Annotated in this window: 22 protein-coding genes; 7 read left to right on the forward strand and 15 right to left on the reverse strand. The window is 74.9% G+C overall.

The features are described from left to right. From HL663_RS18375 to HL663_RS18405, 7 genes are all read right to left on the reverse strand, one after another. Nucleotides 1-1,266, reverse strand: a complete 1,266-nt coding sequence (locus HL663_RS18375) for a M18 family aminopeptidase (protein ID WP_173029777.1) — start codon at nt 1,264-1,266, stop codon at nt 1-3. 217 nt (nt 1,267-1,483) lie between these two features. Then, nucleotides 1,484-2,248, reverse strand: coding sequence for a type 1 glutamine amidotransferase (locus tag HL663_RS18380; protein ID WP_173029778.1), 765 nt, complete (start codon nt 2,246-2,248; stop codon nt 1,484-1,486). Further along, nucleotides 2,245-3,543, reverse strand: a complete 1,299-nt coding sequence (locus HL663_RS18385) for a Mur ligase family protein (RefSeq protein ID WP_286175783.1) — start codon at nt 3,541-3,543, stop codon at nt 2,245-2,247. Before HL663_RS18385 ends, HL663_RS18380 begins: the two co-directional genes overlap by 4 nt. A 243-nt stretch (nt 3,544-3,786) precedes the next feature. Beyond that, nucleotides 3,787-4,713 carry an alpha/beta hydrolase gene (locus HL663_RS18390; protein WP_173029780.1) on the reverse strand — a complete coding sequence of 309 codons (927 nt, stop codon included), beginning with the start codon at nt 4,711-4,713 and terminating at the stop codon, nt 3,787-3,789. An 89-nt stretch (nt 4,714-4,802) separates the two neighbouring features. After that, nucleotides 4,803-6,392, reverse strand: coding sequence for a glutamine-hydrolyzing GMP synthase (guaA, locus tag HL663_RS18395; RefSeq protein WP_173030288.1), 1,590 nt, complete (start codon nt 6,390-6,392; stop codon nt 4,803-4,805). Between the two features lie 67 nt (nt 6,393-6,459). Next, complete coding sequence (locus HL663_RS18400; protein ID WP_286176072.1) at nt 6,460-6,750, reverse strand: DUF3817 domain-containing protein; 291 nt, start codon at nt 6,748-6,750, stop codon at nt 6,460-6,462. A gap of 76 nt (nt 6,751-6,826) precedes the next feature. Then, on the reverse strand, nt 6,827-7,588 hold the full coding sequence (locus HL663_RS18405) for an SURF1 family protein (protein WP_173029781.1): 762 nt from the start codon (nt 7,586-7,588) through the stop codon (nt 6,827-6,829). Nucleotides 7,589-7,937: 349 nt separating this feature from the next. Here HL663_RS18405 and HL663_RS18410 point away from each other — a divergent pair, with 349 nt between their 5' ends. The 3 genes from HL663_RS18410 to HL663_RS18420 are packed head-to-tail and all read left to right on the forward strand — an operon-like array spanning nt 7,938 to nt 12,010. Beyond that, a complete protein-coding gene (locus HL663_RS18410) occupies nt 7,938-8,468 on the forward strand; it encodes an MOSC domain-containing protein (protein WP_286175784.1) in 531 nt (176 codons plus the stop codon). Nucleotides 8,469-8,519: 51 nt separating this feature from the next. Continuing rightward, the gene (locus HL663_RS18415; RefSeq protein WP_173029782.1) at nt 8,520-10,235 is read left to right on the forward strand and encodes an ABC transporter transmembrane domain-containing protein; all 1,716 of its coding nucleotides are present in this window, start codon (nt 8,520-8,522) and stop codon (nt 10,233-10,235) included. Further along, the gene (locus tag HL663_RS18420) at nt 10,235-12,010 is read left to right on the forward strand and encodes an ABC transporter ATP-binding protein (protein ID WP_173029783.1); all 1,776 of its coding nucleotides are present in this window, start codon (nt 10,235-10,237) and stop codon (nt 12,008-12,010) included. Before HL663_RS18415 ends, HL663_RS18420 begins: the two co-directional genes overlap by 1 nt. An 8-nt stretch (nt 12,011-12,018) precedes the next feature. Here the strand turns inward: HL663_RS18420 and HL663_RS18425 are convergent, their stop codons facing one another. From HL663_RS18425 to HL663_RS18450, 6 genes are all read right to left on the reverse strand, one after another. Then, nucleotides 12,019-12,723: a DedA family protein gene (locus HL663_RS18425; RefSeq protein WP_216842631.1), complete on the reverse strand. Its 705-nt coding sequence runs from the start codon at nt 12,721-12,723 to the stop codon at nt 12,019-12,021. Between the two features lie 72 nt (nt 12,724-12,795). Then, nucleotides 12,796-13,095 carry a DUF1905 domain-containing protein gene (locus HL663_RS18430; RefSeq protein WP_353654105.1) on the reverse strand — a complete coding sequence of 100 codons (300 nt, stop codon included), beginning with the start codon at nt 13,093-13,095 and terminating at the stop codon, nt 12,796-12,798. A gap of 90 nt (nt 13,096-13,185) precedes the next feature. Next, on the reverse strand, nt 13,186-13,377 hold the full coding sequence (locus tag HL663_RS18435) for a hypothetical protein (protein WP_173029784.1): 192 nt from the start codon (nt 13,375-13,377) through the stop codon (nt 13,186-13,188). 92 nt (nt 13,378-13,469) lie between these two features. Further along, entirely contained in the window at nt 13,470-15,251 is a 1,782-nt protein-coding gene (locus tag HL663_RS18440; protein ID WP_216842632.1) for a GMC family oxidoreductase, read from the reverse strand. Next, the gene (locus HL663_RS18445; RefSeq protein WP_173029785.1) at nt 15,248-16,828 is read right to left on the reverse strand and encodes a succinic semialdehyde dehydrogenase; all 1,581 of its coding nucleotides are present in this window, start codon (nt 16,826-16,828) and stop codon (nt 15,248-15,250) included. The genes HL663_RS18440 and HL663_RS18445 overlap by 4 nt, the downstream gene beginning before the upstream one ends. Nucleotides 16,829-17,079: 251 nt before the next feature. Continuing rightward, a complete protein-coding gene (locus HL663_RS18450; RefSeq protein ID WP_173029786.1) occupies nt 17,080-18,201 on the reverse strand; it encodes a GuaB3 family IMP dehydrogenase-related protein in 1,122 nt (373 codons plus the stop codon). Nucleotides 18,202-18,406: 205 nt separating this feature from the next. On the opposite strand from HL663_RS18450, the gene HL663_RS18455 reads away from it, so the two are divergent. Both HL663_RS18455 and HL663_RS18460 read left to right on the forward strand, forming a co-directional pair. Next, on the forward strand, nt 18,407-20,056 hold the full coding sequence (locus HL663_RS18455) for a DHA2 family efflux MFS transporter permease subunit (protein ID WP_286175786.1): 1,650 nt from the start codon (nt 18,407-18,409) through the stop codon (nt 20,054-20,056). Nucleotides 20,057-20,124: 68 nt separating this feature from the next. After that, nucleotides 20,125-21,183: a P1 family peptidase gene (locus HL663_RS18460; protein ID WP_173029788.1), complete on the forward strand. Its 1,059-nt coding sequence runs from the start codon at nt 20,125-20,127 to the stop codon at nt 21,181-21,183. Nucleotides 21,184-21,385: 202 nt separating this feature from the next. Here the strand turns inward: HL663_RS18460 and HL663_RS18465 are convergent, their stop codons facing one another. Then, complete coding sequence (locus HL663_RS18465; RefSeq protein ID WP_173029789.1) at nt 21,386-22,312, reverse strand: serine hydrolase; 927 nt, start codon at nt 22,310-22,312, stop codon at nt 21,386-21,388. A 51-nt stretch (nt 22,313-22,363) separates the two neighbouring features. After that, the gene (guaB, locus tag HL663_RS18470) at nt 22,364-23,953 is read right to left on the reverse strand and encodes an IMP dehydrogenase (protein ID WP_286175787.1); all 1,590 of its coding nucleotides are present in this window, start codon (nt 23,951-23,953) and stop codon (nt 22,364-22,366) included. A gap of 206 nt (nt 23,954-24,159) precedes the next feature. On the opposite strand from guaB, the gene HL663_RS18475 reads away from it, so the two are divergent. Continuing rightward, on the forward strand, nt 24,160-24,450 hold the full coding sequence (locus tag HL663_RS18475) for a WhiB family transcriptional regulator (RefSeq protein ID WP_173029790.1): 291 nt from the start codon (nt 24,160-24,162) through the stop codon (nt 24,448-24,450). Between the two features lie 234 nt (nt 24,451-24,684). Further along, nucleotides 24,685-24,912 (forward strand): RNA-binding S4 domain-containing protein, encoded by a 228-nt coding sequence (locus HL663_RS18480; protein WP_030528816.1) that lies wholly within the window; start codon nt 24,685-24,687, stop codon nt 24,910-24,912. Nucleotides 24,913-24,999: the final 87 nt, after the last annotated feature.

Here is a 24,999-nt window from a genome sequence, read left to right on the forward strand (position 1 = left end):
TCAGCCGGCGAGGAACGCCGCGACCGCGCCGTGCAGCGCGGCGAGGTCGCCGAGGTGCACGAGCTCGCGCGTCGAGTGCATCGAGAGCAGGCCGACGCCGATGTCGACGGTCGGGATGCCGAGCCGGGTCGCCGCGATCGGGCCGATGGTCGAGCCGCCGGCGATCGTGTTCGGGTTGACGTAGTGCTGGAAGGGCACGCCGGCCCGCTCGCACGCCGCCGCGAAGAGCGCCTCGCCGCGGGCCTCGGTCGTGTAGCGCTGGCGCGCGTTGACCTTGAGCAGCGGGCCGCCGCCCGGGCGCGGCCGGTTGGTCGGGTCGTGCTTCTCCGGGTGGCCGGGGTGCACGAGGTGGCCGGCGTCGCTGGAGAGCAGCCACGAGGACCGGAAGGCGCGCGCCGCGTCGGAGCGGCCGGCCCCGAGGCCCTCGAGGACCCGCCCCAGCACGTCCTCGAGGAACGGCCCGCCCGCGCCGGTCACCGAGGCCGAGCCGACCTCCTCGTGGTCGAAGGCGGCGAGGACGGGGATGTGCCCGCCGTCCTCGGGCGCCTCGAGGAGGCCGAGCAGCCCGGCGTGGACGCTCGTGAGGTTGTCCATCCGCCAGGAGGCGAGGAGGTCGCCGCGGACACCGATGCGCGCCGGCTCCTGGGTGTCGGCGAGGAAGAGGTCCCAGGCCACGGCGTCGCCGACGAGCTCGCGCAGCCAGTGGGCGGGGTCGGCGGAGCCGGGGCCGTCCGCCGCGCCGACGACCGGCAGCAGCTGGCGCTGCACGTCCGGGGCGAACCCGTCGTTGACCGCGCGGTCGAGGTGGATGGCCAGGTGCGGGATGCGGGCCACCGGGCCCGAGCGCACGAGCCGGGTGGCGCCGTCGGCGTCGACGACCCGGCCGGCGATCGCGAGGTCGCGGTCGAACCACGAGGGGAGGGTCGGGCCGCCGTAGACCTCGACGTTGAGCCGCTCCCAGCCGTGCTCGCGCACCACGGGGTTCGGCTTGAGCCGGAAGGTCGGGCTGTCGGTGTGCGCGCCGAGGATGCGGAACGGCGTCGTCGGGCCGGCGCCCTGCGGGACCCGCCAGGCGATGACGGCGCCGTCGCGGACGACGACGTAGCCGCCCGGGGCGCTCGGCCAGGCCTGCGTCTCGTCGAGCTCGGTGAACCCGCCCGCCACGAGGTGGTCACGGGCGACGGCGGCGGCGTGGAAGGCCGTGGGCGACGCGGTGACGTACTCGGCGAAGGCGGTGGCGACGGCATCCGGGCTGGTCTGGCTCACCCGGCCATCCTGTCAGCCGGTCCCCGCCGGCGCCGTGCCCGGGGTGATCCCACGCCCCGGCCGATCGCGGGCTACACCGCAGTCAGCGTCGCCAGAACAGCGGTTACCGCGGTGTAGCGCGCACCGAGCCCGCAGGGGGGTGTCGCACGCTACGGCGCAGTAGGTGTCGCCAGGGCAGCGGTTACTGCGGTGTAGGGCGCGCCGGGGTGCCGGACGGTCAGCGGGCACCGACGAGGCGGCGGACCTGGCGCTCCCGGGCCTGGGTCGCGAGGGGGTCGTCGAGGTCGGCCGGCTCGAAGGGCCGCCCGGTCGCGCGCTCGGCGGCGACGGCGATGAGGGCGTCGGAGACCATCGGGTTGGCCGGCAGCAGCGGCCCGTGGAGGTAGCTGCCGATGACGTTGAGCCGGCGCGCGCCCTCGGTGCCGTCCTCGCCGTTGTTGCCGTGGCCGGCCAGCACCCGCCCGAACGGCTCCTGCCCGCTGCCGAGCACCGTCGAGCCCGAGTGGTTCTCGTAGCCGACGACCCGGCCGAACTCCGTCTCGAGGCAGACCGGCCCGATCATCCGCTTGTCGTTGCCGCGGGTCGTCACGTCGAGGATGCCCAGCCCCGGCAGCACCTGGCCGCCGACGGTGTGGAAGCTGTTGCCGAAGAGCTGGTACATCCCGCAGATCATGAGCATCGGGACGCCGTCGTCGGCGAGGGACTTCAGGGTCGGGCCGATGGCGACCAGGTCGGCCTCGACCCGCGCCTGGCCCGAGTCCTGGCCGCCGCCGCCGGTGAACAGGTGGGCGTCGCGCCGGAACTCGCTGCCCGGGTCGTGGAGCACGACCTCGGCGGTGTACCCGTGCCGGCGGATGCGCCCGGCGAGCGCGTGCGTGTTGCCGCGGTCGCCGTAGATGCTCATCTCGCGCGGGTAGAGGTGGACGACGGTGATCGTCCCCTTGCTCGTGCCCTCGGGCTCGTAGCGCTCGGTCGTGCTCATGCGGGCGTCTCCTCCCCGAAGCGGTCGAGGCCGTGGCGGGCGGCGAGCGTGCGCCGCAGCGCCATCATCGCCGTGTAGGTGCAGAAGATGCGCTTGGGCTCGTCGGGGTGGGCGGCGACGAAGGCGTCGAGGGCCTCGTCGAGGTCGGGGACGACGCGGTCGGTGTGGACGTCGTCGTAGTGCAGCCGCAGGGCCATGTCGTAGGCGCGCACACCGCTCGTCAGGGCGACCCCGCGCTCGCGCAGGTTGGCGAAGCTGACGTCGTAGAGCCACGAGACGTCGCGGCCGTCGGCGTCGTTGTCGTTGATGGCGACCATCGTCGCGACCGGCGTCGTGCCGTAGGTGCTGAGGGCGACGCCGAAGCCCGCCGGGTTCTTGACGAGGACGAGCTCGAGCGGCTGGCCGTCGACCATGACGACCTCGCCGCGGCCGAACGGCGGCCGGACCGCCGCGAGCGCCTCGGCGGCTATCGCGGCGTCGAAGGCCTCGCCGAGCAGCAGGCGGGCGGTCGTCGTGGCGGCGGTGGCGTTGATCATCGCCGCGAGGCCGCGCTGCTGGAGGGTGACCGGCCCGACGACGACGTCGTCGAAGACCACGTCGAACGAGCGCTCGTCGTGCGGGCGCAGGCGGGCGTCACCGGGGCCGGGCTCGTGCGTCGTCGGCTCGTCGTCGAAGCGGGCGTCGTGCTCGGTCAGCTCCGGCAGCCGGTCGGCGATGGACGCGTCGAGGCCGAACCACCGCACCGGCACGTCGACGGCGCCGGCCGCGCGGGAGATGAACGGGTCGTCGGCGTTGGCGACGACGCCCTGCGTGCTCGCGGCGCCGAGCCGGGCCAGGAGGTCGGCGGTGTGGTCGATCTCGGCGAACCGGTCGAGCTGGTCGCGCGCGACGTTGAGCAGCAGCGAGTGGGTCGGGGGGACCTCGGCGATGAAGCGCATCGCGTGGGCCTCGTCGAGCTCGACGACGGCGAGGTCGCTCCTCAGGCGGCCGCTGACCGGCAGCTGCGGGAGCATCTCGGAGAGCACGCCGCGGGTGAAGTTCGAGCCCGTCGGGTTGGTGAAGACGCTGCGGCCGTGGGCGCGCAGGAGGGCGACGAGCATCTTGGTCGTCGTCGTCTTGCCGTTGGTGCCGCTGACGACGACGATGCCGCCGCGCACGTCGGCCAGGGCGTGCCGCAGGATGCCCGGGTCGATGCGCTCGGCGACGAGGCCCGGGAAGGCCGACCCTCCGCCCCGGCGGCGGGCGAGGGCTCGCGCGGTCTTGCCCGCGACGACGGCGGCGGCCGTTCTCAACACGCGGCCAACCCTAGCCAGAGAGGGCGCTCGACCCCGCATCCGACCCCTCGCGCCCCTCCCTCCGCTCGTGCCTCCACCTTTCGGGGTGACCCCGAGACGTCAGTCCCGAGCTCGTGGGGGCACGGACGCGAGGGCAGGCAACACGCCGACCGGATGCGCCCGGGCCCTGCGTGTTGCCTCCCCTCGAGGAGGTGAGGGGACTGCTCGGTCGGCGCCCGCCCGATGCCGGATGCCGCGCGCCGGTCAGGCCGGCAGGTGCGCGTCGAGCCAGCGCACGACGTCGGCGGTGACCTCGTCGCGGTTGGTCTCGTTGAACAGCTCGTGCCGTGCCTCGGGGTACAGCGTGCAGGTGACGTCGGTCAGCCCGGCCTCGCGGTACTGCTGCGCGACGGCGCGCGGCCCCTTGCCGCCGGCGCCCACCGGGTCGGCGTCGCCGCTGACCAGCAGCACCGGCAGGTCGCGGCGGACCCGGGCGACCTTCTTCGGGTCGTTGATGCCCCCGAGGCCGCCGAGCAGGTCGACGAAGAACCCGGAGGTGAAGGTGTTGCCGCACAGCGGGTCCGCGACGTAGGCGTCGACCTCGTCGGGGTCGCGCGAGAGCCAGTCGAAGTCCGTGCGGGTGGGCTTGAACGCCGCGTTGTACTGGCCGAAGGTCAGCTTGTCCATGAGCGCGCTCTGGTGCCGGCGGCCCCGCAGCCGGGCCTCGCCCGCGGCGACGGCCGCCCCGACCCTGCCGAGCAGGCCGGGGTCGCCCGCGGTCCCGGACAGGATCAGGCCGGCGAGCCCGCGCGAGTCCTCGACGACGAGCGAGCGGCTGAGGAAGGAGCCCATCGAGTGCCCGAGGAGGAAGACCGGCAGGCCGGGGTGCTCGGCGCGGGCGTCGGCGATGACCGCACGCAGGTCGGCGACGACGGCCTCCCAGCCGGCCGTGTCGGCGAAGTAGCCGTGGTCGGCGGCCGACGCGGTGCGCCCGTGCCCGCGGTGGTCCGGGGCGTGGACGGCGTACCCCGCGGCGGTCAGCGTCTCGGCGAGCCGCGCGTAGCGGGCCGAGTGCTCGGCCATCCCGTGCGCGACGACGACGACCCCGCGCGGGTCGCCGTCCGGCAGCCAGCGGTGCACGAAGACGGCCGTGCCGTCGGTGGCGGTGACGCTCGTCGTCGAGCTCTCCATGGATGACCGTCCTCGGGGGGTGGGTTACCGGCGGGTACTGCGTCCCAGCCTGCCACGCCGCGGCCCGCTCGGGGAGCGCTCCTCGCGGGTCACTCCCACTCGATGGTGCCCGGCGGCTTGCTCGTGACGTCGAGGACGACCCGGTTGACCTCGCGCACCTCGTTCGTGATGCGCGTCGAGATCTTCGCGAGCACGTCGTAGGGGATGCGGGTCCAGTCGGCGGTCATCGCGTCCTCGGACGACACCGGCCGCAGCACGATCGGATGGCCGTAGGTGCGGCCGTCGCCCTGGACGCCGACCGAGCGGACGTCGGCGAGCAGCACGACCGGGCACTGCCAGATCTCGCGGTCGAGGCCGGCGGCCGAGAGCTCCTCGCGGGCGACCTGGTCGGCGGCGCGGAGGATGTCGAGGCGCTCGCGGGTCACCTCGCCGACGATGCGGATGCCCAGGCCGGGGCCCGGGAACGGCTGGCGCCAGACGATGCCCTCGGGCACACCGAGCTCGAGGCCGACCTGGCGCACCTCGTCCTTGAAGAGCAGCCGCAGCGGCTCGACGAGGCTGAAGTGCAGGTCGTCCGGGAGGCCACCGACGTTGTGGTGGCTCTTGATGTTCGCCGTGCCGGTGCCGCCGCCGGACTCGACGACGTCCGGGTAGAGCGTGCCCTGGACGAGGAACTCGACGGGGTGCTCGCCCTCGTGGGAGCCGACGATGTCGCGCGCGGCCTGCTCGAAGACGCGGATGAACTCGCGGCCGATGATCTTGCGCTTCTCCTCGGGGTCGCTGACCCCGGCGAGCGCGGTGAGGAACTGCTCGGAGGCGTCGACGGTCACGAGGTCGACCCCGGTCGCGGCGACGAAGTCCTGCTGCACCTGCTCGGCCTCGCCCGCGCGCAGCAGGCCGTGGTCGACGAAGACGCAGGTCAGCTGGTCGCCGACGGCGCGCTGGACGAGCGCCGCGGCCACCGACGAGTCGACCCCGCCGGAGAGCCCGCAGATGGCCCGCTTGTCGCCGATCTGCTCGCGCACCGCGCCGACGAGCTCCTCGACGACGTTGGCCGCCGTCCACGAGCCCGAGAGGCCGGCGCCCTTGCTGAGGAAGTTCTCGAGCACGCGCTGCCCGAACGTCGAGTGCATGACCTCGGGGTGCCACTGGACGCCGTACAGCCGGCGCTCGTCGTCCTCGAAGCCGGCGACGGGGGCGCCGGCCGTCGTGGCCGTGACGCGCATCCCGGCCGGGGGCTCCTCGACGGAGTCGCCGTGGCTCATCCACACCGACTGGTCGGAGGGCTGGCCGTTGAAGAGCGTCGAGCTCGTGTCGGTGATCGTCGCGGGCGTCGCGCCGAACTCCGAGAGGCCGGTGCGCGCGACGCTGCCGCCGAGCGCGAGGGCCATCGCCTGGAAGCCGTAGCACATGCCGAACACGGGGACCCCGGCCTGGAGGACGGCGGGGTCGAGGCGCGGGGCGCCCTCCTCGTAGACCGACGACGGGCCGCCGGAGAGGATGATCGCCGACGGCTGCTTCGCGAGCATCTCGTCGGCCGGCATCGAGCTCGGGACGACCTCGCTGAAGCAGCTGGCCTCGCGCACGCGGCGGGCGATCAGCTGCGCGTACTGCGCGCCGAAGTCGACGACGAGCACCGGCCGGTCGGCGAGGTGGATGGGCTCACCACCCTCGACCACGGCGTGGGAGGGGTCGACGGGCGAGGGGTCGGCGGGCAGCTCCGGGGCGTCGCTCACGAGCGCAAGGCTATCGGCGCGCGGCGACGAGGCTCGCCTCGACCTCGCCGGCGACCTTCCGCTCCACCCAGAAGGAGAGGAACGGGACGCAGCCGGCGAGCATGACGAGGACCATCTTGCCGAGCGGCCAGCCGACCTTGAAGCCGAGCAGCGCCGTCGCCACGAGGTAGACCATGTAGATGAAGCCGTGCGGCTGCGGCCACCAGTACAGGGGGTTGTCCTGGCCCTTCATCCCGAAGCCGTAGGACAGGACCATCTCGACGACGAGCACGAGCAGCCCGATGCCGACGATGAAGGCCATCACCTTGAAGAAGGTGAGGCGGGGGCGGACGGCGTCGACGTCCTCGGGGGCGATCGCGGTGCCGGCGCGGCCGGCCTCAGGAGTGCTCACGCGCTCCATTGTCACCCCGCGCCGGGACGAGCGGTGCAGCGGTCCGCTCGTGCGCCTCGCGGACCATCCGCCACCACAGCCACAGCGCGAAGGCGGCGAAGACCCACCACTGGACGGCATAGGCGGCGTTGCGCCAGGTGACGCCGGTCGGAGCGAGCGGGGTCGGGACCTTGGTCAGCTGAGGGCCGGTGCCCGGTCGCTCGGCGGCGAGGAAGACGAAGGCGTTGTAGAGGTCGCCGGACCACGTGTTGACGAGCACCGAGGTGTCGACCGAGGCGATCTCGCCGGGGCCGGGGGTCACGGCGTCGGTCGGCGACTCCGACGGGGCGAGGCCGCCCTCGAGGGTGAGGGTGCCCGTGGGGGGCGCGCCGGCCTGCGCGGGGTCGGTGACGAAGCCGCGCAGCACGGGCAGGGTCGCGCCGTTGGCGTCGACGCGGAACGGGGTGACGACCCAGGAGCCGGCCCGGCCCTCGAGGCGGCGGTCGGGGACGAGGACCTGGCCGTCGAGGTAGCGCCCGGTGACGGTGACCGGCCGCGACGACAGCTCGCCGGGGAAGGGCGCGTGCGGTCCGAGGACCTCGGTGAGGGCGGCCGGCTTCGCGGCGCGGGCCGCCTCGACCGCCTCGCGCGCGGCGTTGCCCTCGGCCACCCCGAGCTGCCACCGGCCGAGCTGGACGAACAGGGCGCCCACGACGAGGACGAGCCCGAGCAGCCCGAGGAACCTCGGGGTCAGGGCCGTCCGCAGCACGCTCCCGAGGGTACGTGAGCGTGCTGGGGGCGCCGTCCGGCGGCCGGCCGGCGCCGGGGTTTGGCGTCGAGGGGAGGCGACACGCAGGCCGGCGGTCGCCATCCCCTGCGTGTTGCCTCCCTTCGATGGACATGGCCGGCGTCGGGGTTGCGCGAGAGGAGGCGACACGCAGGCCGGCGGTCGCCGTCCCCTGCGTGTTGCCTGCCCTCGATGCGCCCCGCCGTCCGGCGACGGGCCCCGGCGGCCCGAGGCACGAGCTCGTCCACGAGACCCCGGATCCGGACCCGGGTCTGGTGGCGTGTCGGGGTGACCCCGAAATGTGGAGGCGCGAGGGGACGTTGGGACACGTGTGAGCAGCAGCCCGCAGGTCCGCGTCGTCACCGCCCTGCACGTCGCCCCCGGGCGCCGCCTGCCGATGCGCCCGCTCGAGGCGGTCGAGGCCGAGGCGGGCGCGGGCCTCGTCGGCGACCGCTACCACGGCTCCCGCCACCGCCACGTGACGGTGCAGTCCGCCGAGCAGCTCGCCGAGGCCGCCGAGCGACTGGGCTCACCGGTCCCGCCGGAGGGCACCCGGCGCAACGTCACGGTCTCGGGCGGGCGCGTCGTGTCGGTGCCGGGCGCCCGCGCCCGGCTCGGCTCGACCCTCCTCGAGGTCGTGCGCGTCGCCGCCCCGTGCCGCATCCTCGACGACGAGGTGGCTCCCGGCGCCGCGGCCGCGCTGCACGACCGGGCCGGCACCGTCTTCCGCGTCGTGGAGGGCGGGCGCATCGCCGTCGGCGACCCCTACGAGGAGCTCCCCTTCGACCCGGCCGAGGCCGCCGAGCGCGCAGCCAGCTCGCGAGCCGCCGCCGCTCCCCCGCGCGCCGGCCGCCTGCCCTGACCGAAACCCGTTGGCCCGGGGGCCGACCCGCCCTCTAGCGTGGACGTCACCATGCCGACGCACCCCTCCCCCTGGTCGTACGGCGTGCGACCCGACGACCTGCCGCCCACCGGCCCCGACCGCCTCCTCGTCTGGCTCGCACGCCGCCAGTGGCGCACCCTCGTCGCCGGAGCCTGCTTCGGCATCCCGTGGATGCTCTCCGTCGCGCTCGTGCCGGCCGCGGTCGGCCGCGCCGTCGACGACGGCATCGTCGCGCGCGACGGGCGCGCACTCGTCCTGTGGTCGCTGGCCGTCGTCGGCCTCGGCCTGGTCTCCGCCGCGGCGGGCAACGGGCGCCACCTCTTCGCGGTCCGCAACTGGCTCACCGCGGCGTTCCGCGCCGGCTCCGTCGCCGACCTCGCCGTCCGCCGCGCCGGGCCCGCGCTGACCCGCCGGATGCCGGCCGGCGAGGTGCTGGCCAGCTTCACGAGCGACTTCGGCCGGATGGGCCACAGCTTCGACGTCTTCGCCCGCTTCATGGGGGCCGTCGTGTCGTTCGTCGTCGTCGCGGTCATCCTCCTGCGCGGCTCCGTCCTGCTCGGGCTCGTCATGCTCGTGGGTGGCCCGCTGCTCGTCGCGTCGCTCGCCTTCGTCATGAAGCCGCTCCAGCGTCGCCAGACCGCCCAGCGCGAGGAGGCCGGGCGGCTGACCGCGCTCGGCGCCGACACCGTCTCGGGGCTGCGCGTGCTGCGCGGCATCGGCGGCGAGGACACCTTCCTCGACCGCTACCGCGCGCAGTCGCAGACCGTCCGTCGCGCCGGCGTCCGCGTCGCCGGCACCCAGGCGACCCTCGACGCCGCCCAGGTCCTCCTGCCGGGGATCTTCGTCCTCGTCGTCACCGGCGTCGGCGCGCACCTCGCCGTCGACGGCCGGATCAGCGCCGGCCAGCTCGTCGCGTACTACGGCTACACGGCCTTCCTCACCATCCCGCTGCAGACCGCCGTCGAGATGGCCGACAAGCTCATCACCACCCGGGTCGCGGCGCGCCGCATCTCGCGCATCCTCGCCGTCGAGCCCGACCACCCTTCCGGGCCGGCCTCTGCCGCAACCGTTCCCGCCGGCCCCCTCGTCGACCCGGCCTCCGGTGTCGTCGTCGAGCCCGGCCGCCTGACGGCCCTCGTCGCCGCGCGGCCCGAGGACACCGCGGGGGTCGCCGCCCGCCTCGGCCGCACCGTCGCGGGGCGGCACGGCGTCACGTGGGGCGCGACCGCGCTCGACGACCTCCCGGTCGCCGACGTCCGCCGCCTGGTGCTCGTCTCGCAGCCCGACCCGCGCCTGTTCAGCGGACCGCTGCGCGAGGCCCTCGGCGGCCGGGACGACCACGCCCGCCGCACCGCGCTCGAGGTCGCCGACGCCGCGGATGCGCTCGCCGCCGTCGAGGAGGGGCTCGACGGCGAGCTCCAGGAGCGGGGCCGCTCGCTCTCCGGCGGTCAGCGCCAGCGACTGGCCCTCGCCCGGGCGCTCCTGCGCGACCCCGAGGTCCTCGTCCTCGTCGAGCCGACGAGCGCGGTCGACGCGCACACGGAGGCGCGCATCGCCGGACGCCTCGCGGCCCACCGCGCCGGCCGCACCACGGTGGTCGTCACGGCGAGCCCGCTGCTGCTCGACCGCGCCGACGTCGTGCACCTCGTCGAGGACGGCGTCGTCGTCGCCACCGGCACCCACCGGCAGCTCTCGCGGGAGTGCCCGGCCTACCGGTCGGTCGTCGTCCGCGGGGAGGAGGACTGATGTCGCCGCTGCGCGAGCGCACCGACCACGCCCGCCGCACCCTGCCCATCGCGGCCGGGCCGGTGGTCCGCGCGCACGTCCGCGTCCTGCTGCGCGAGCACCGCGGCGCCCTCGGCCTCGTCCTCCTCTGGCACCTGCTGGCGGCCGTCGTCGGCCTCGCGGCGCCCTGGGTCGTCGGGCAGGTCGTCGGGCTCGTGACGACGGGCCGCGCGAGCATCTCGAGCATCGACGTGCTCGTCGGCCTCCTCGCCGCCGCCCTCGTCGTCCAGACCGCGACGACCTGGGTCGCGCGGCGCAGCTCGTTCGTCCTCTCGGAGCAGGTCTTCGCCCGGCTGCGCGAGGACTTCGTCGCCTCCACCGTGCGCCTGCCGCTGTCGACCGTCGAGCGGGCGGGCACCGGCGACCTCCTCGCGCGCACGACGAACGACGTCGACGCCATCAGCTACGTCATCCGCTTCGGCGTGCCGACGATGGTCGTCTCGGTGACGACGGTGCTCGTGACCGGGGTCGCGACCGTCGTGGCCTCGCCGCTCGCCGCGCTGCCGCTGCTGCTCACCCCCCTCGTCTGGTTCCTGCCGACGCGCCGCTACCTGCGCCTGGCCGGCCCCGGCTACCTCTGGGAGCACGCCTCGTACGCGCGCCTCAACGGGGTCGCCGCCGAGACCGTCGAGGGCGCCGAGACCGTCGACGCCCTCGGCCTCCAGGCGGAGCGCGGCGAGCGCTTCGACGAGGCCCTCGCCGAGGCCCACGACGCCGAGCGGTACACGATCGGCCTGCGGCTGCGCTGGTTCCCGTGGCTCGAGGTCGGCTTCTTCGCCCCCGTCGCCGGCGCGCTGCTCTGGGGCGGCTGGCTGGCGTGGGAGGGCGTCGTCCCGGTCGCCACCGCGACCGCGGTCGTCCTCTACGTCCAGCGGCTCCTCGACCCCCTCGGGGAGCTCATCGAGCTGCTCGACGAGATCCAGTTCGCGGCGACCTCGATGTCGCGCATCCTCGGCGTCGGCGAGGTCCCGGCCGACCGCGTCGCCACCGGCGCGACCCCGGCCGGCGAGGACCTGTCGGTCGAGCACGTCCGGTACGCCTACCGCGAGGGGCAGGACGTGCTGCACGGCGTCTCGCTCGACCTGCGCCCCGGCGAGCGGCTGGCCGTCGTCGGCCCGTCCGGCGCCGGCAAGTCGACGCTCGGGCGGCTGCTCGCCGGCGTCGACGGTCCCCGGACAGGGCGCATCACGGTCGGCGGCGTGCCGCTCGTCGACCTCGAGCTGGACGCCCTGCGCGGCGAGGTCGCCCTCGTGACCCAGGAGCACCACGTCTTCGTCGGCACCCTGGCCGAGAACCTGCGCCTGCCCCGCCCCGCGGCGGACGACGCCGAGCTGTGCGCCGCGCTGGACGCCGTCGACGCGCTCGACTGGGCGCGGGCCCTGCCCGAGGGGCTCGCCACGCGCGTCGGCTCCGGCGGCCACCCGCTGACCGAGGCCCAGGCCCAGCAGGTCGCGCTGGCCCGGCTGGTGCTCGCCGACCCGCACACGCTCGTGCTCGACGAGGCGACCTCGCTGCTCGACCCACGGGCCGCCCGCCACCTCGAGCGCTCGCTCGGGGCGGTGCTCACAGGCCGGACCGTCGTGGCCATCGCCCACCGGCTGCACACGGCGCACGACGCCGACCGGGTGGCCGTCGTCGACGGCGGGCGGGTGCGCGAGCTCGGCACGCACGACGAGCTGGTCGCCGCCGACGGCGATTACGCGGCCCTGTGGCGCTCCTGGCGCGACGAGGGCTGAGCGCGTCGTCAGTCGCGGGCGGGCGCGGGCTCCTGCGCGTCGTCGTCGTCGGTCGGCGGCTGGTAGGTCGGCCGGAAGTGCGCCGGCTCCTCGCCCGCCTCGACGGCTCGGCGCTGGCGCACGCGCCGCACGACGAGCCACACGAGCACGAGCACGAGGACGGCGACGACCCCGCGGCTGACCGGCGAGACGTACTGCTCGACGACGTCGTAGTTCTCCTGGAGCCGGTACCCGAGGGCGATGAACGCGGCGTTCCAGATGCCGCTGCCCAGCGCCGTCAGCGCGAGGAAGCGCGGCAGGGGCATCCGGTCCATCCCGGCCGGGACGGACACGACCGAGCGGATGAACGGGACGAACCGCCCGACGAGGACGACGACCGAGCCGTGCCGGTCGAAGAACCGGAAGCCGCGGTCGAGGTCGCGCTGGCCGAAGAGGAGGAACCACCGCTTGCCGGCCAGCTGGTAGAGCCGCTCGTAGCTGAGGGCGTAGCCGACCCAGTAGAGGACGGCGGCGCCGAGGAGCGAGCCGATGGTCGCGCACACCCACGCCAGCGGCGCGTTGAGGCGCCCGTCGGCGGCAGCGAACCCCGCGAAGGGCAGGATCACCTCGGACGGGATCGGCGGCAGGACGGTCTCGAGGGCGATGAGCCCGCCGACCCCGACCTCGCCGACGGACCCGATGATGTCGACGACCGGACCGGTGATGCTCTCCACGGGGACCACGCTACGGGAGGTCGGCGCCCGCACCGGCCACGGTGACCTGCGGTGGGACCCGTCAGGACGTCGTCAGCGGCCCTCGAGCCGCAGCACGACGCGGACCGTGTCGCCCTCGTCGAGCGCCTCGGCGGCCCGCACGGCCTTCTTGACCGGGAGCACATAGGCGGCGTGCGCCGTGGACGGGAAGACGCTCGTGAGCCAGGTGGTCGCGCCCACCTGGACGCGCACCCGGACGGAGCCGAAGCCGCCCGTCGCGTCGCCGACCACCGCGTCGACCTCGTCGCTGGCCTGCGCCGGCACCGTGACGAAGCGCCACCCGCCGTCGCGCCACAGCGTCGCCTCGAAGGTCCAGGCCCGGTCGGTCACCACGTCGGCCATCATGGCGCGGCCCACCGACGACGGCAGGCCGGACAGCCCAGCAGCCCCGACGGACCCGGCAGGCCCGACGACCCCGGCGGCTCAGCGCGACGGGGCCTCGTGCACGACGAAGGGCCCGGCGGTCGGGAGGTCACCGGCCCCGGCGGGTGCCGCGACGAGCAGCACCGAGACCGCCGTGGTCGCGACGATCGCCACGACCAGGCGCGCACCGAGGGGTCCGAGACGACCGTGCGCACCGGGGGTGGTGGTGCGGCGCGGGGGCTGGACGGGCACGGGGACCTCTTCCGACGACGGGGCAGCGGGGTCCTGCAACGGTAGGACCGCACGCCGGCGCGGGGCGCGACGTGGCGGTCGACGACGGACGATCAGTCGCTGCATCCGGCCGTTCGGTCAGCCCCCGACCCGAACGGGCGCACCGGTCGTGGCGGAACGGTCACGGCGTGGCGCCTTGACCGCCCCGGGTCGGCCAGGAGCTCGGCCTGCGTCGGCCGCGCGTCCGGCTCGCCGCGACCGGGCCAGAAGGCCATCGCCCGCTCCGCCTGCGCGGTGATGGTCAGCGACGGGTTGACCCCGAGGTTGGCCGAGATCGCCGACCCGTCGAGCACGGAGACGCCCGGGTGGCCCCACACGCGCTGGTAGCGGTCGAGCACACCGGAGTCGGGCGAGCCGCCGATCGGCACCCCGCCGAGGAAGTGGGCGGTCATCGGGACGTCGAGCACCTCGGGCCACGACCCGCCGGCCACCGTGTACTCCCCTGTCGCCGAGGCGATCCGGCCGGCCAGCGCCTCCATCGCCCGCTGCCCCTGCGGGATGTACGTGGGGTTCGGCTCGCCGTGGCCCTGCTGCGAGGTGAGTCGGCGACGGCCGAGGCTGCGCCGCAGCGAGACGCGGATCGAGTTGTCGCGGCTCTGCATGACGAGCCCGACGACGATGCGCTCGCTCCACCGTCGCGTCGTCGGCAGCATCCGCACGAGCGGGCGCGGGTCGCGCGCGACCATCGCCAGGAACTCTCGCCACCGCGGCCGCCCGGTGCCGCCGGGCACCCCGAGGGTGGCGAGCAGGCCCATCGCGTTGGAGCCGACGCCGTACCGGCAGTTCTCGACGTGGGTGTCGGCATCGACGTGGAAGCTCGTGGTGATGGCGACGCCCCGGGTGAGGTCGACGTCGCGCGGCGCGTGCTCGGTCATCGCGCCGACGAGCGCCTCGGAGTTGGTGCGCGTGAGGTGCCCCAACCGCGCTGAGAGGGAGGGCAGCTCGCCCTCGTCGCGCATCGCGTGCAGGAGCGTCTGGGTGCCCCACGTGCCGGCGGCGACGACGACGCGACGGGCCGTCACGACCTGCCGGTCCCGGCCGCCCACCGGCCCGGTGCGCTCGTGCAGGACGCGGTAGAGGGGCTCGCCGTCACCGGCGTCCGACCCCGGGACGGGCCCGAGCCGGGTGACGGTGCGCAGCGGGCGGATCTCCACGCCGAGCCGTTCGGCGAGGGCGAGGTAGTTCTTCATGAGCGTGTTCTTCGCGCCGACCCGGCAGCCCACCATGCAGTTGCCGCACTCGGTGCAGCCCGTGCGGCGCGGGCCCGCTCCGCCGAAGTAGGGGTCGTCGACGGTCTCGCCGGGCTTGCCGAAGAAGACGCCGACCGGGGTGCGCCGGAACGTGTCCGCGACGCCCAGGTCCTCCGCGGCCCCGAGCATCGCGCGCTCGACGGGGCCGTCGCAGCGGTTGGTGACGACGCCGAGCATCCGGCTGGCGGTGTCGTAGTGCGGGGCGAGCTCGGCCTCCCAGTCGGCGAGGTCGCGCCACTGCGGGTCGCGGTAGAACGCCGACGGCGGCCGGTAGAGGGTGTTGGCGTAGTTGAGCGAGCCGCCCCCGACCCCGGCCCCCGCGAGGACGACGACGTCGGGCAGCCGGTGGATGCGCTGGACGCCGTAGCAGCCGAGCCGGGGTGCCCACAGGAAGCGGCGCAGGTCCCACGACGTCCGCGCGAAGTCCTCGTCCTCGAAGCGCCGGCCGGCCTCGAGCACGAGCACCCGGTGCCCCTTCTCGGCGGCCCGCAGCGCCGCGACGGAGCCACCGAAGCCGGACCCGATGACGACGAGGTCGACGTCCGGCTCGGTGTCCGTCGACGGCCGCGGTGCGTCGGCGCTCACGGGAGCCTCGCGGCGCGCATCGCCCGCAGGGCCCCGGTCAGCGCCGAGGCGTAGCGGGCGCCGCGCAGCCCGGGCAGGTCCGCGACGTTGACCAGGCCCTGGACGGTGACGTTCTGCGCCTCGGTGTACTTGAGGATGCCCTCGCGCCCGTGCCGGCGCCCGAGCCCGGAGGCCTTCATCCCGCCCATCGGCGAGCCGATGCTCCCCCAGGCGGCGGCGTACCCCTCGTTGACGTTGACCGTGCCGGCCTGGATGCGGGCGGCGAGCGCCCGCCCCCGGCGCACGTCGCGCGTCCACACCGACGCGTTGAGGCCGTACTCGGTGTCGTTCGCGAGGGCGACCGCGGCGTCGTCGTCGGCGACCCGGTAGAGCGAGACCACCGGCCCGAAGGTCTCCTCGTCGCGGCAGGCCATCGCGGAGGTCACGCCGGCGAGCACGGTCGGCTCGACGACGTAGGGGCCGACGTCGGGGCGCGCCCGGCCGCCGGCGAGCACGGTGGCGCCCTTGGCGACGGCGTCGTCGACGTGGCCGAGCACCCGCTCGAGCTGGGCCGGCCCGACGAGGCTGCCCATGTCGGCGTCCCAGTCGAGGGCGGTCGAGAGGCGCAGCCCGGCGACGGCCTCGAGGAAGCGGCCGAGGAACTCGTCGGCGACCGCCTCGTGCAGGACGAGGCGCTCGGCGCTGACGCACAGCTGGCCGGCGGAGGCGAAGCAGGCCCGCAGGATGCCGGGGACGGCGCGGCGCAGGTCGGCGTCGTCGGCGACGTAGACGGCGTTCTTGCCGCCGAGCTCGAGGCTGGAGCCGACCAGCCGCCGGCCGGCCGCCGCGGCGACCTCGCGGCCGGTGGCCGTCGAGCCGGTGAAGCACACGTAGTCGGCCTGGGCGACGACGGCGCGGCCGGTCTCGCCGGGGCCGAGCACGACCTGGACGAGGTCGTCGGGGAAGCCGGCCTCGACCATGAGCGCGACGGCCGCGAGCGCGGTGAGCGTGCCCTGCGGGTCCGGCCGCAGCACGACCGCGTTGCCCGCGAGGAGGGCCGGCAGGGCGTCGGTCACCGCGAGGCTCAGCGGGTAGTTCCACGGCGAGACGATGCCGACGACGCCCTTGGCACGGTGGTGCTCGGTGCTGCGCGTCAGCAGCGGGAAGACGCCGAGGTGGCGCTCGGGGGCGAGGTGGCCGGGGCCGCGGCGCGCGTAGTGGCGGCAGACGATGGCGACGTCGGCGACCTCCTCGAAGGCGTGGCTGCGCGCCTTGCCGCTCTCGAGCTGGACGAGGTCGAGCAGCTCGGTGCGGCGCTCGAGGACGAGGTCGTGCAGGGCGAGGAGCAGGCGGGCCCGCTGCGCGACCGGCACCCCGGCCCAGCGGCGCTGGGCGGCCCGGGCGCGGGCGACCGCGACGGTGACGTCGGCGGCGGTCGACGTCGGGAAGGTCGCCAGGGGCGCACCCGTCATCGGGGTGTGCGTCGTCAGCGGCTCCCCCGAGGCGACGACGCGCGCGGCGAGGGCGCGCACCCGCGCCGGGTCGACCGCGTAGGTGGCGCGGGGGTCGGTCTCCGGGTCCACGATGACGTCGGGCATTACCGCAGGGTAACCACCGGCGGGTCCGCCGTCACCTGCTCCGGCGAAGCCCCCGGTCAGCGCTCCGCGGCGACGGCCCCGGGGTGCTCCACCCGAGAACCACGCGCCTCGCCGGGGAACCGTTCCGGGGTGAGGCGCGCCCGTATCGGGTCACCCGATACGCCGGTGGCGCGTGGGACGAGGGGCTGGGGGCGCGGGTGACGCGTGGGACGGACGGGACGAGCGGCGCGGACGTGGCCCGCCGAGCGGCGTCAGCTGCGCTGGTAGGGCGCGACGACGACCTCGACGCGCTGGAACTCCTTGAGCTCGAGGTAGCCCGACGTCGCCATCGCCCGGCGCAGCGCACCGACGAGGTTGGTCGTGCCGTCGGCGACGCGGCTGGGGCCGAAGAGGACCTCCTCGAGCGGCGCGACGGCGCCGACGTGCACGCGGTGGCCGCGCGGCAGCTCGGGGTGGTGGGCCTCGGCGCCCCAGTGGTAGCCGCGGCCGGGCGCGTCCGTGGCGCGGGCCAGCGCGGCCCCGAGCATCACGGCGTCCGCACCGCAGGCGACGGCCTTGACGACGTCGCCGCTCGTGCCGACGCCGCCGTCGGCGATGACGTGGACGTAGCGGCCCCCGGACTCGTCGAGGTAGTCGCGGCGGGCGGCCGCGACGTCGGCGATGGCCGAGGCCATCGGGGCGTGGATGCCGAGCGTCACGCGGGTCGTGTGCGCCGCGCCGCCGCCGAAGCCGACAAGAACGCCGGCCGCGCCGGTGCGCATGAGGTGCAGGGCGGCCGAGTAGGAGGCTGCGCCGCCGACGATGACCGGCACGTCGAGCTCGTAGATGAAGCGCTTGAGGTTGAGCGGCTCGGCGCGCCCGGAGACGTGCTCGGCCGAGACGGTCGTGCCGCGGATGACGAAGAGGTCGACCCCGGCGTCGACGACGGTCTTCCACAGCTGCTGGGTGCGCTGCGGGGTGAGGGCGCCGGCCACGGTGACGCCCGCCGCGCGGATCTCGCGCAGCCGTTCGGTGACGAGCTCGGGCTGGATCTCGGCGCGGTAGATCTCCTGCATCCGCTGCGTCGCGAGAGCCGGGTCGAGCGTCGCGATCTCGGCGAGGAGGGGCGCGGGGTCCTCGTAGCGGGTCCACAGGCCCTCGAGGTCGAGCACCGGCAGCCCGCCGTGCTGCCCGAAGGCGATGGCCGACTCGGGGGACATCACCGAGTCCATCGGGGCCGCGATGACGGGCAGGTCGAAGTGGTACGCGTCGATCTGCCAGCCGGTGGACACCTCCTGGGGGTCGCGCGTGCGCCGCGAGGGCACGATGGCGATGTCGTCGAAGGAGTACGCACGGCGACCGCGCTTGCCACGGCCGATCTCGATCTCGGTCACCCGCGCAGCCTACCGACGTCCGCATCGGCCGTTCGGCCCGCTCCCCCCGGACCGGGAAGACGGGGGCCCCCGAATTGGTTACCCGCCTGTCGGTGGGCTGGGTCACACTGGTCCACGGCACCGTCGCCACCCGCCCGTGCGGGTCCGGCGACCTCTCGCCGCCCGGCGCGGCCATCCGCCTCTCGACCCCCGACATGGAGCCCACGTGTCAGCAGCAGCACCCGCCCCCACGGCGCCCCCGGAGTACCCCGAGAAGATCGACGCCGCGGTCCTCAAGATCGCCGGCGTCGTCGTCCTCGGGGCGATCATGTCCATCCTCGACATCACCGTCGTCAACGTCGCGCTGCGCACGCTGCAGCAGGACTTCGCCGTCGACGGCGTCCCGCTCGACTACTCCACCGTCGCGTGGACCGTCACCGGCTACACCCTCGCGCTCGCCACGGTCATCCCGCTCTCGGGCTGGGCCGCCGACCGGTTCGGCACCAAGCGCCTCTACATGACGGCCGTCGCGCTGTTCACCGCCGGCTCGGTGCTCTGCGCCGCCGCGACGAGCATCGAGATGCTCGTCGCCTTCCGCGTCCTCCAGGGCCTCGGCGGCGGCATGCTCATGCCGCTCGGCATGACGATCATGACCCGCGCCGCGGGCCCGAAGCGGATGGGCCGGCTCATGGCGGTCCTCGGCATCCCGATGCTCCTCGGCCCGATCTTCGGCCCGATCCTCGGCGGCTGGCTCATCGACCACTTCAGCTGGCACTGGATCTTCCTCATCAACCTGCCGATCGGCCTCGTGGCCCTCGGGTACAGCTGGTTCGCGCTGCCGGCCGACCGTCCGCACCCCTCCGAGTCCCTCGACTGGCGCGGCGTGCTCATGATGTCGCCGGGCCTCGCGCTCTTCCTCTACGGCGTCTCCTCGATCCCCGAGCAGGGCGGCGTCGCCCACGCGAAGGTCCTCGGGCCCGGCATCGTCGGCGTCCTGCTCATCGTCGCGTTCGTCATCTACAGCTTCCGGCCGCAGCACCCGCTGCTCGACCTGCGGCTCTTCCGCAACCGCAACCTCACGGTCGCGATCATCACGATGTTCATCTTCGCCGCGTCCTTCTTCGGCGGGCTGCTGCTCATCCCCCAGTTCCTCCAGCAGGTGCAGGGCGAGACGCCGCTCTCGGCGGGCTGGATCCTCGCCCCGCAGGGCCTGGGCGCGATGCTGACGATGCCGATCGCCGGCGCCCTCGTCGACCGCTTCCCGGTCGGCCGGATCGTGCCGTTCGGGCTGCTGCTCATCACGGGCGGCATGTTCGCGCTGACCCAGATCGACGCCGACTCCTCGCACTGGGGCTTCATCATCCCGGTCCTGTTCGTCATGGGTCTCGGGATGGGCGGCACGATGATGCCGATCATGACCTCGGCGCTCAAGACGCTGAACCACCACGAGGTCGCGCGCGGCACGACGCTGCTCAACATCACCCAGCAGGTCGCCAGCTCCATCGGCGTCGCGATCTTCTCGGTCATCCTCACGAACGCGTTCAAGGACCGGCCGCTCGTCGGCCAGGGCGGTCTCTACCTCGAGACCCTCCAGACCAAGGGACCGGAGGCGGCGCAGGGCGTCCTGGCCCAGGTGCCGCTCGTCGGGGAGTTCCTCGCCCAGCAGGCGGGCGACCCGCAGGCCGCGGTCGCGGCCCTCGGGGCGCGGGTGGCCGACGTCGCCGCCGACGCCTACGCGCACACCTTCTGGTTCGCCGCGGGCTTCGTCACCCTGACGCTGGTCTCGGCCGCGTTCCTCCCGCGCAAGCACGAGGAGTCGCACCTCCTCGAGGGTGCCGACGCCGACGAGCTGGCGCCGCCGGTGGTCATCCACTGAGGGCTCTCCCTCCCCCCGACCGGTGCCGGTCCCGCTGACGCGGGGCCGGCATCGGCCATGCTGGGGGCGTGCGACCCGGGACCCACAACGCGATCACCGACGTCGAGGACGTCCTCGTCGGCCACGCCACCCGTGACGAGCCCGGCTGGCTGACCGGGGTGAGCGTCGTGCTGCCACCGCCGGGGACGGTCGGCGGTGTCGACGTGCGCGGCGGAGGGCCGGGCACCCGAGAGACCGACCTGCTCGACCCCGCCAACGCCGTGGACGCGGTCGATGCCGTCGTCCTCGCCGGCGGCAGCGCGTTCGGCCTCGCGGCCGCCGACGGGGTGGCCGACGCCGTGTGGGCCGCGGGCCGCGGCTGGCCCGTGGGCCCAGGCCCCGACGAGCGCGTGCCGATCGTCCCCTCGGCGATCGTCTTCGACCTCGGTCGCGCCGGGGTCTGGCGCCACCACCCCGGCCCCGCCGACGGCGCGACGGCGCACGCGGCCGCATCGACCGGTCCGGTGGCCCAGGGGTCGGTCGGCGCGGGCACCGGCGCCAGGGCCGGCGGCCTGCGCGGCGGGGTCGGGACGGCGTCCGCGGTGCTGGACTCAGGAGTCACCGTCGGGGCGCTCGTCGTCGTCAACGCCGTGGGGTCGCCGCTGGCCCGCGACGGGTCGCTGCTCGGCGCCGCGTGGGGGCTGGGTGACGAGCTCGACGGCTTGCCGGACCCGTCCCCCACCGCGCTGGAGCGCCACCTGGCCGCCCGGCGCGCCGAGGTCGAGGCGCAGCGCGCCGGCCGGGCCGAGGCGTTGCGCCCCGGCCGCGCCACGACCCTCGCGGTCGTCGCCACGGACGCCGGGCTCACCAAGGCCGCGTGCCGCCGCCTCGCCACCGTCGCGCACGACGGGATGGCCCGCGCCCTCTCCCCGGTGCACACGGCCTTCGACGGCGACACCGTCTTCTCCCTCGCGACCGGGGCCCGCCCGGCGCCCGAGCCGCTCGACCTCGTCGAGCTGCACGACGCCGCCGCCGGGTGCGTGACCCGGGCGATCGTCCACGCGCTGCTCGCCGCGGACTCCGTCGACCGCAGCGCCGACGGCGGGCTGGCCGCCCTCTCGTGGCGGGACGCCCTGACGACCCCCTGACCCCGAGCGTGCACCAATCGACGAAAGCGACGATTTGTGCACACCCCAGCGCCCCGAGCCCGAGTTCGACCGTGCACCAATCGACGAAAGCGACGATTTCTGCACACCCCAGCGCCCCGGGCCCGAGTCCGAGCGTGCACCAATCGTCGAAAGTGTCAGTTCGTGCACACCCCGCGGGCAGGCGGCCGGAGCGGGACTGCGGTCAGCGCAGGCGGGTCGCGAGGAGAGCGGCGAGCCGGTTCATCTGCTCGACGTGTGCCGCATCGCCGTCGGTCTGCACGACGGCCGGCCCCTGGCCCACGGTGATGATGGCGACGGCGTACCCGTCGACGATGCCCATCTGCCGGGTCTCGGACGCCGAGGTGAGCCAGCCACCCTTGAACGTCGACGCCCCGATCGTCCCGAGCCCCCAGCGGTGCTGCGGGATCGGCCGCATCTGCTCGAGGAGGAAGGCGCTGGCCTCGGGGCTGACGACCCGGCCGGCGGCGAGGGCGGCCATGAAGCGCACCTGCTCGCGCGGGGTCCACGACATCGCGCCCTGGCTGCGGTCGGGCGCGACCGTGCTCGTGTCCCCGATCGAGCGCAGCACGGCGGTGATGGCGGCGCCGGGGCTGCCCGGGATGCGCTCGCGGACGGCGACGACGGCGTCCCCGTCGCTCGCGGTCAGCGCGGCCCTGATCCATCCCCGCTCGGCGGACGGGATGCGCGAGGGGTCGCCGTCGACGGCGGTGTCGAGGTAGGCGGCGACGACGAGGACCTTGGACGTCGACCACGCCTTCGTCGAGCCGACCGAGCCCTCCGAGCGCACCGCCGACGGGTCGGACAGCGGCGCCCAGACGACCTGGTTGCGGGTGTCGCCCTCGAGGCTCGCGCCGCCTCCCGACCCGGCCGTGGAGCTCGATCCCTCGCCGGCCGGCGGAACCGGCGCCGGAGCAGCCGGCGTCGGCCGGGGCACGGCGCTCACGACCCCGCCCTCGACGGGCACCGGCGAGGGGGTGGGGGCCCGCTGGGGCAGCGACGGGTCGGGCCGGCTCGCCGAGCGCGACGGCTCGACGGGGCCGGGAGCGCTGCCGCAGCCCCCGGCGAGCGCCGCGAGGAGCAGCGGCAGGAGGACGAGGAGTCGGCGCATCCGCCGCACCCTACGTCGTCCGCCCCGGACCCACGACCCGGGGCGAGGCCGTCAGCGGCTGGAGCTGTAGTTCGGGGCCTCGACGATGCCGGTCACGTCGTGCGGGTGCGACTCGCGCAGGCCCGCCGTCGTGATGCGGATGAAGCGGCCGCGCTCCTTGAGCTCGCGGGTGGTGCGGGCGCCGACGTAGAACATCGACTGGTGCAGGCCCCCGACGAGCTGGTGGACGACCGCGCCGACCGGGCCGCGATAGGCGACCTGGCCCTCGATGCCCTCGGGGACGATCTTGTCGTCCGAGGTGACGTCGGCCTGGAAGTAGCGGTCCTTGGAGTAGGACTTCTTGCCGCGCGAGGACATCGCGCCGAGCGAGCCCATCCCGCGGTAGGCCTTGAACTGCTTGCCGTTGATGAAGACGAGCTCGCCGGGGCTCTCCTCGCAGCCGGCGAGCAGCGAGCCGACCATGACGGTGTCGGCGCCCGCGACGAGGGCCTTGGCGATGTCGCCGGAGTACTGGAGGCCGCCGTCGCCGATGAGCGGCACGCCGGCCGGGCGGCACGCGAGGGACGCCTCGTAGATGGCGGTGACCTGCGGGACCCCGACGCCGGCGACGACGCGCGTGGTGCAGATGGACCCCGGCCCGACACCGACCTTGACGGCGTCGACCCCGGCGTCGACGAGCGCCTGCGCCCCGGCGCGGGTCGCGACGTTGCCCCCGATGACCTGGACGTGGCGCAGCGCCGGGTCCTTCTTGACGCGCTCGATCATCTCGAGGAGGAGGCGGGCGTGGCCGTGCGCGGTGTCGACGACGAGGACGTCGACACCGGCGTCGACGAGCGTGGCCGCCCGCTCCCAGGCCTCGCCGAAGTAGCCGACCGCGGCACCGACGAGCAGGCGGCCGTCGGCGTCCTTGCTCGCGTGCGGGAACTGCTCTGACTTGACGAAGTCCTTGACGGTGATGAGCCCGCGCAGGCGACCCTCGGTGTCGATGATCGGCAGGCGCTCGCGCTTGTGCTGGCGCAGCAGGCTCGTCGCCTCCTCGTGGCTGATGCCCACGTGGCCGGTGATGAGCGGCATCGGCGTCATGACGTCGCGCACGAGGGTGTCGGCCCACTCGGCGACCGGCGTGAAGCGCAGGTCGCGGTTGGTGACGATGCCGAGCAGGTGCTCCCCCGGGTCGACGACCGGCAGCCCGGAGACGCGGTAGCGCCCGCAGATGTCGTCGAGCTCCTCGAGCGTCGCGTCCGGTCCGATCGTCACGGGGTTGGAGATCATCCCGGTCTGCGTCCGTTTGACGAGGTCGACCTGGTAGGCCTGGTCCTCGATCGAGAGGTTGCGGTGGAGGATGCCGAGGCCGCCGTTGCGCGCCATGGCGATGGCCATCCGCGCCTCGGTGACGGTGTCCATCGCGGCGGACACGAGCGGGACGCGCAGCGAGATGTCGCGCGTCAGGCGCGAGGTGGTGTCGACCTCGCTGGGGATGACGTCGGTCTCGCCCGGCTGGAGCAGGACGTCGTCGTAGGTGAGGCCGAGGGCCGCGAAGGGGCCGGCGGGCACCGGCTCCGCGGAGGCCGCGCTGACGGCCGGCGTGTCGACCGCAGCGGGGGTGGTGGTGTCGCGCGTCTCGTCGAGTCCGAGGCTCATCACCCGATTCTACGTCCCCCTCCGGTCGGTGCCGGACGGGCCGGGCGCCGGCCGGCGGTCGTCGCTCCGGTTGCGGACTTGAGGGACCCGCGCAACCCTTGACCAAAGCCTTACCCGGCGCTTGCCCGGAGATCGACAAAGCCCCCATACGGTGAAACACGTGCCACCCGAGGGGGGCGGCACACGATCATCGTGGAGGTGGAGCAATGGCCGAGATCACCCGGCTCCCGGGCCCTGTCGCGGACCTGTGGGAGTGGCAGCTCGAGGGCTCCTGCCGCCGGGTCGGTCCCGAGGTGTTCTTCCACCCGGAGGGCGAGCGGGGCAGCAAGCGCTCCCGCCGCGCCACCGCGGCCAAGGAGATCTGCCTGGCCTGCCCCGTCATCCAGCAGTGCCGTGAGCACGCCCTGGCCGTCCGCGAGCCCTACGGGGTCTGGGGCGGTCTGACCGAGGACGAGCGCGAGAGCGTCTACGCCCGCCAGCGTCACCTGGCGTCCTGACCGGACGCCACCGCAAGCCGGTTCCCGCCCCACGCGGGAACCCGTCGGCCCTCCGGGGGCCGGCCGAGGAAGCGGTGGACCGTGGGGGCGAGAGCCCACGGTCCGCCGCTCCTCACCACCGCAGGACCCGTTCGTGGGGGCGAGAGCCCACGGCCAGTGGTCCGCGACCGTGGGATCGCGCCCGGACGGCACACGTGCTCGCCGTCCGGGCGCGGCCACGCGTAGCCTGAGCCGGTGCCCGACGACGCCCTCGAGGTCCCCATCCGTGACGAGTCCATCCGGCTCGGCCAGCTGCTCAAGCTGAGCGGTCTCGTCGACGACGGCGCCACCGCGCGCGAGGTCGTCGAGCGCGGGCTCGTCTACGTCAACGGCGAGGTCGACACCCGCCGCGGCCGCCAGGTGCGCGTCGGCGACGTCGTCGCGCTCGACGGCGGCGGCAGCCTGCGGGTCACCTCCGCCTGACCCCCTCAACCCACTGAGTGCCCGTCCGCCACCTCCGAGGGGCCCGGATGGGAGTCCGGAGGTGGCGGATGGGCAAGACGTCGAGGC

Source organism: Arthrobacter sp. NEB 688 (genome assembly GCF_013201035.1).
Taxonomy (GTDB): domain Bacteria; phylum Actinomycetota; class Actinomycetes; order Actinomycetales; family Dermatophilaceae; genus Phycicoccus.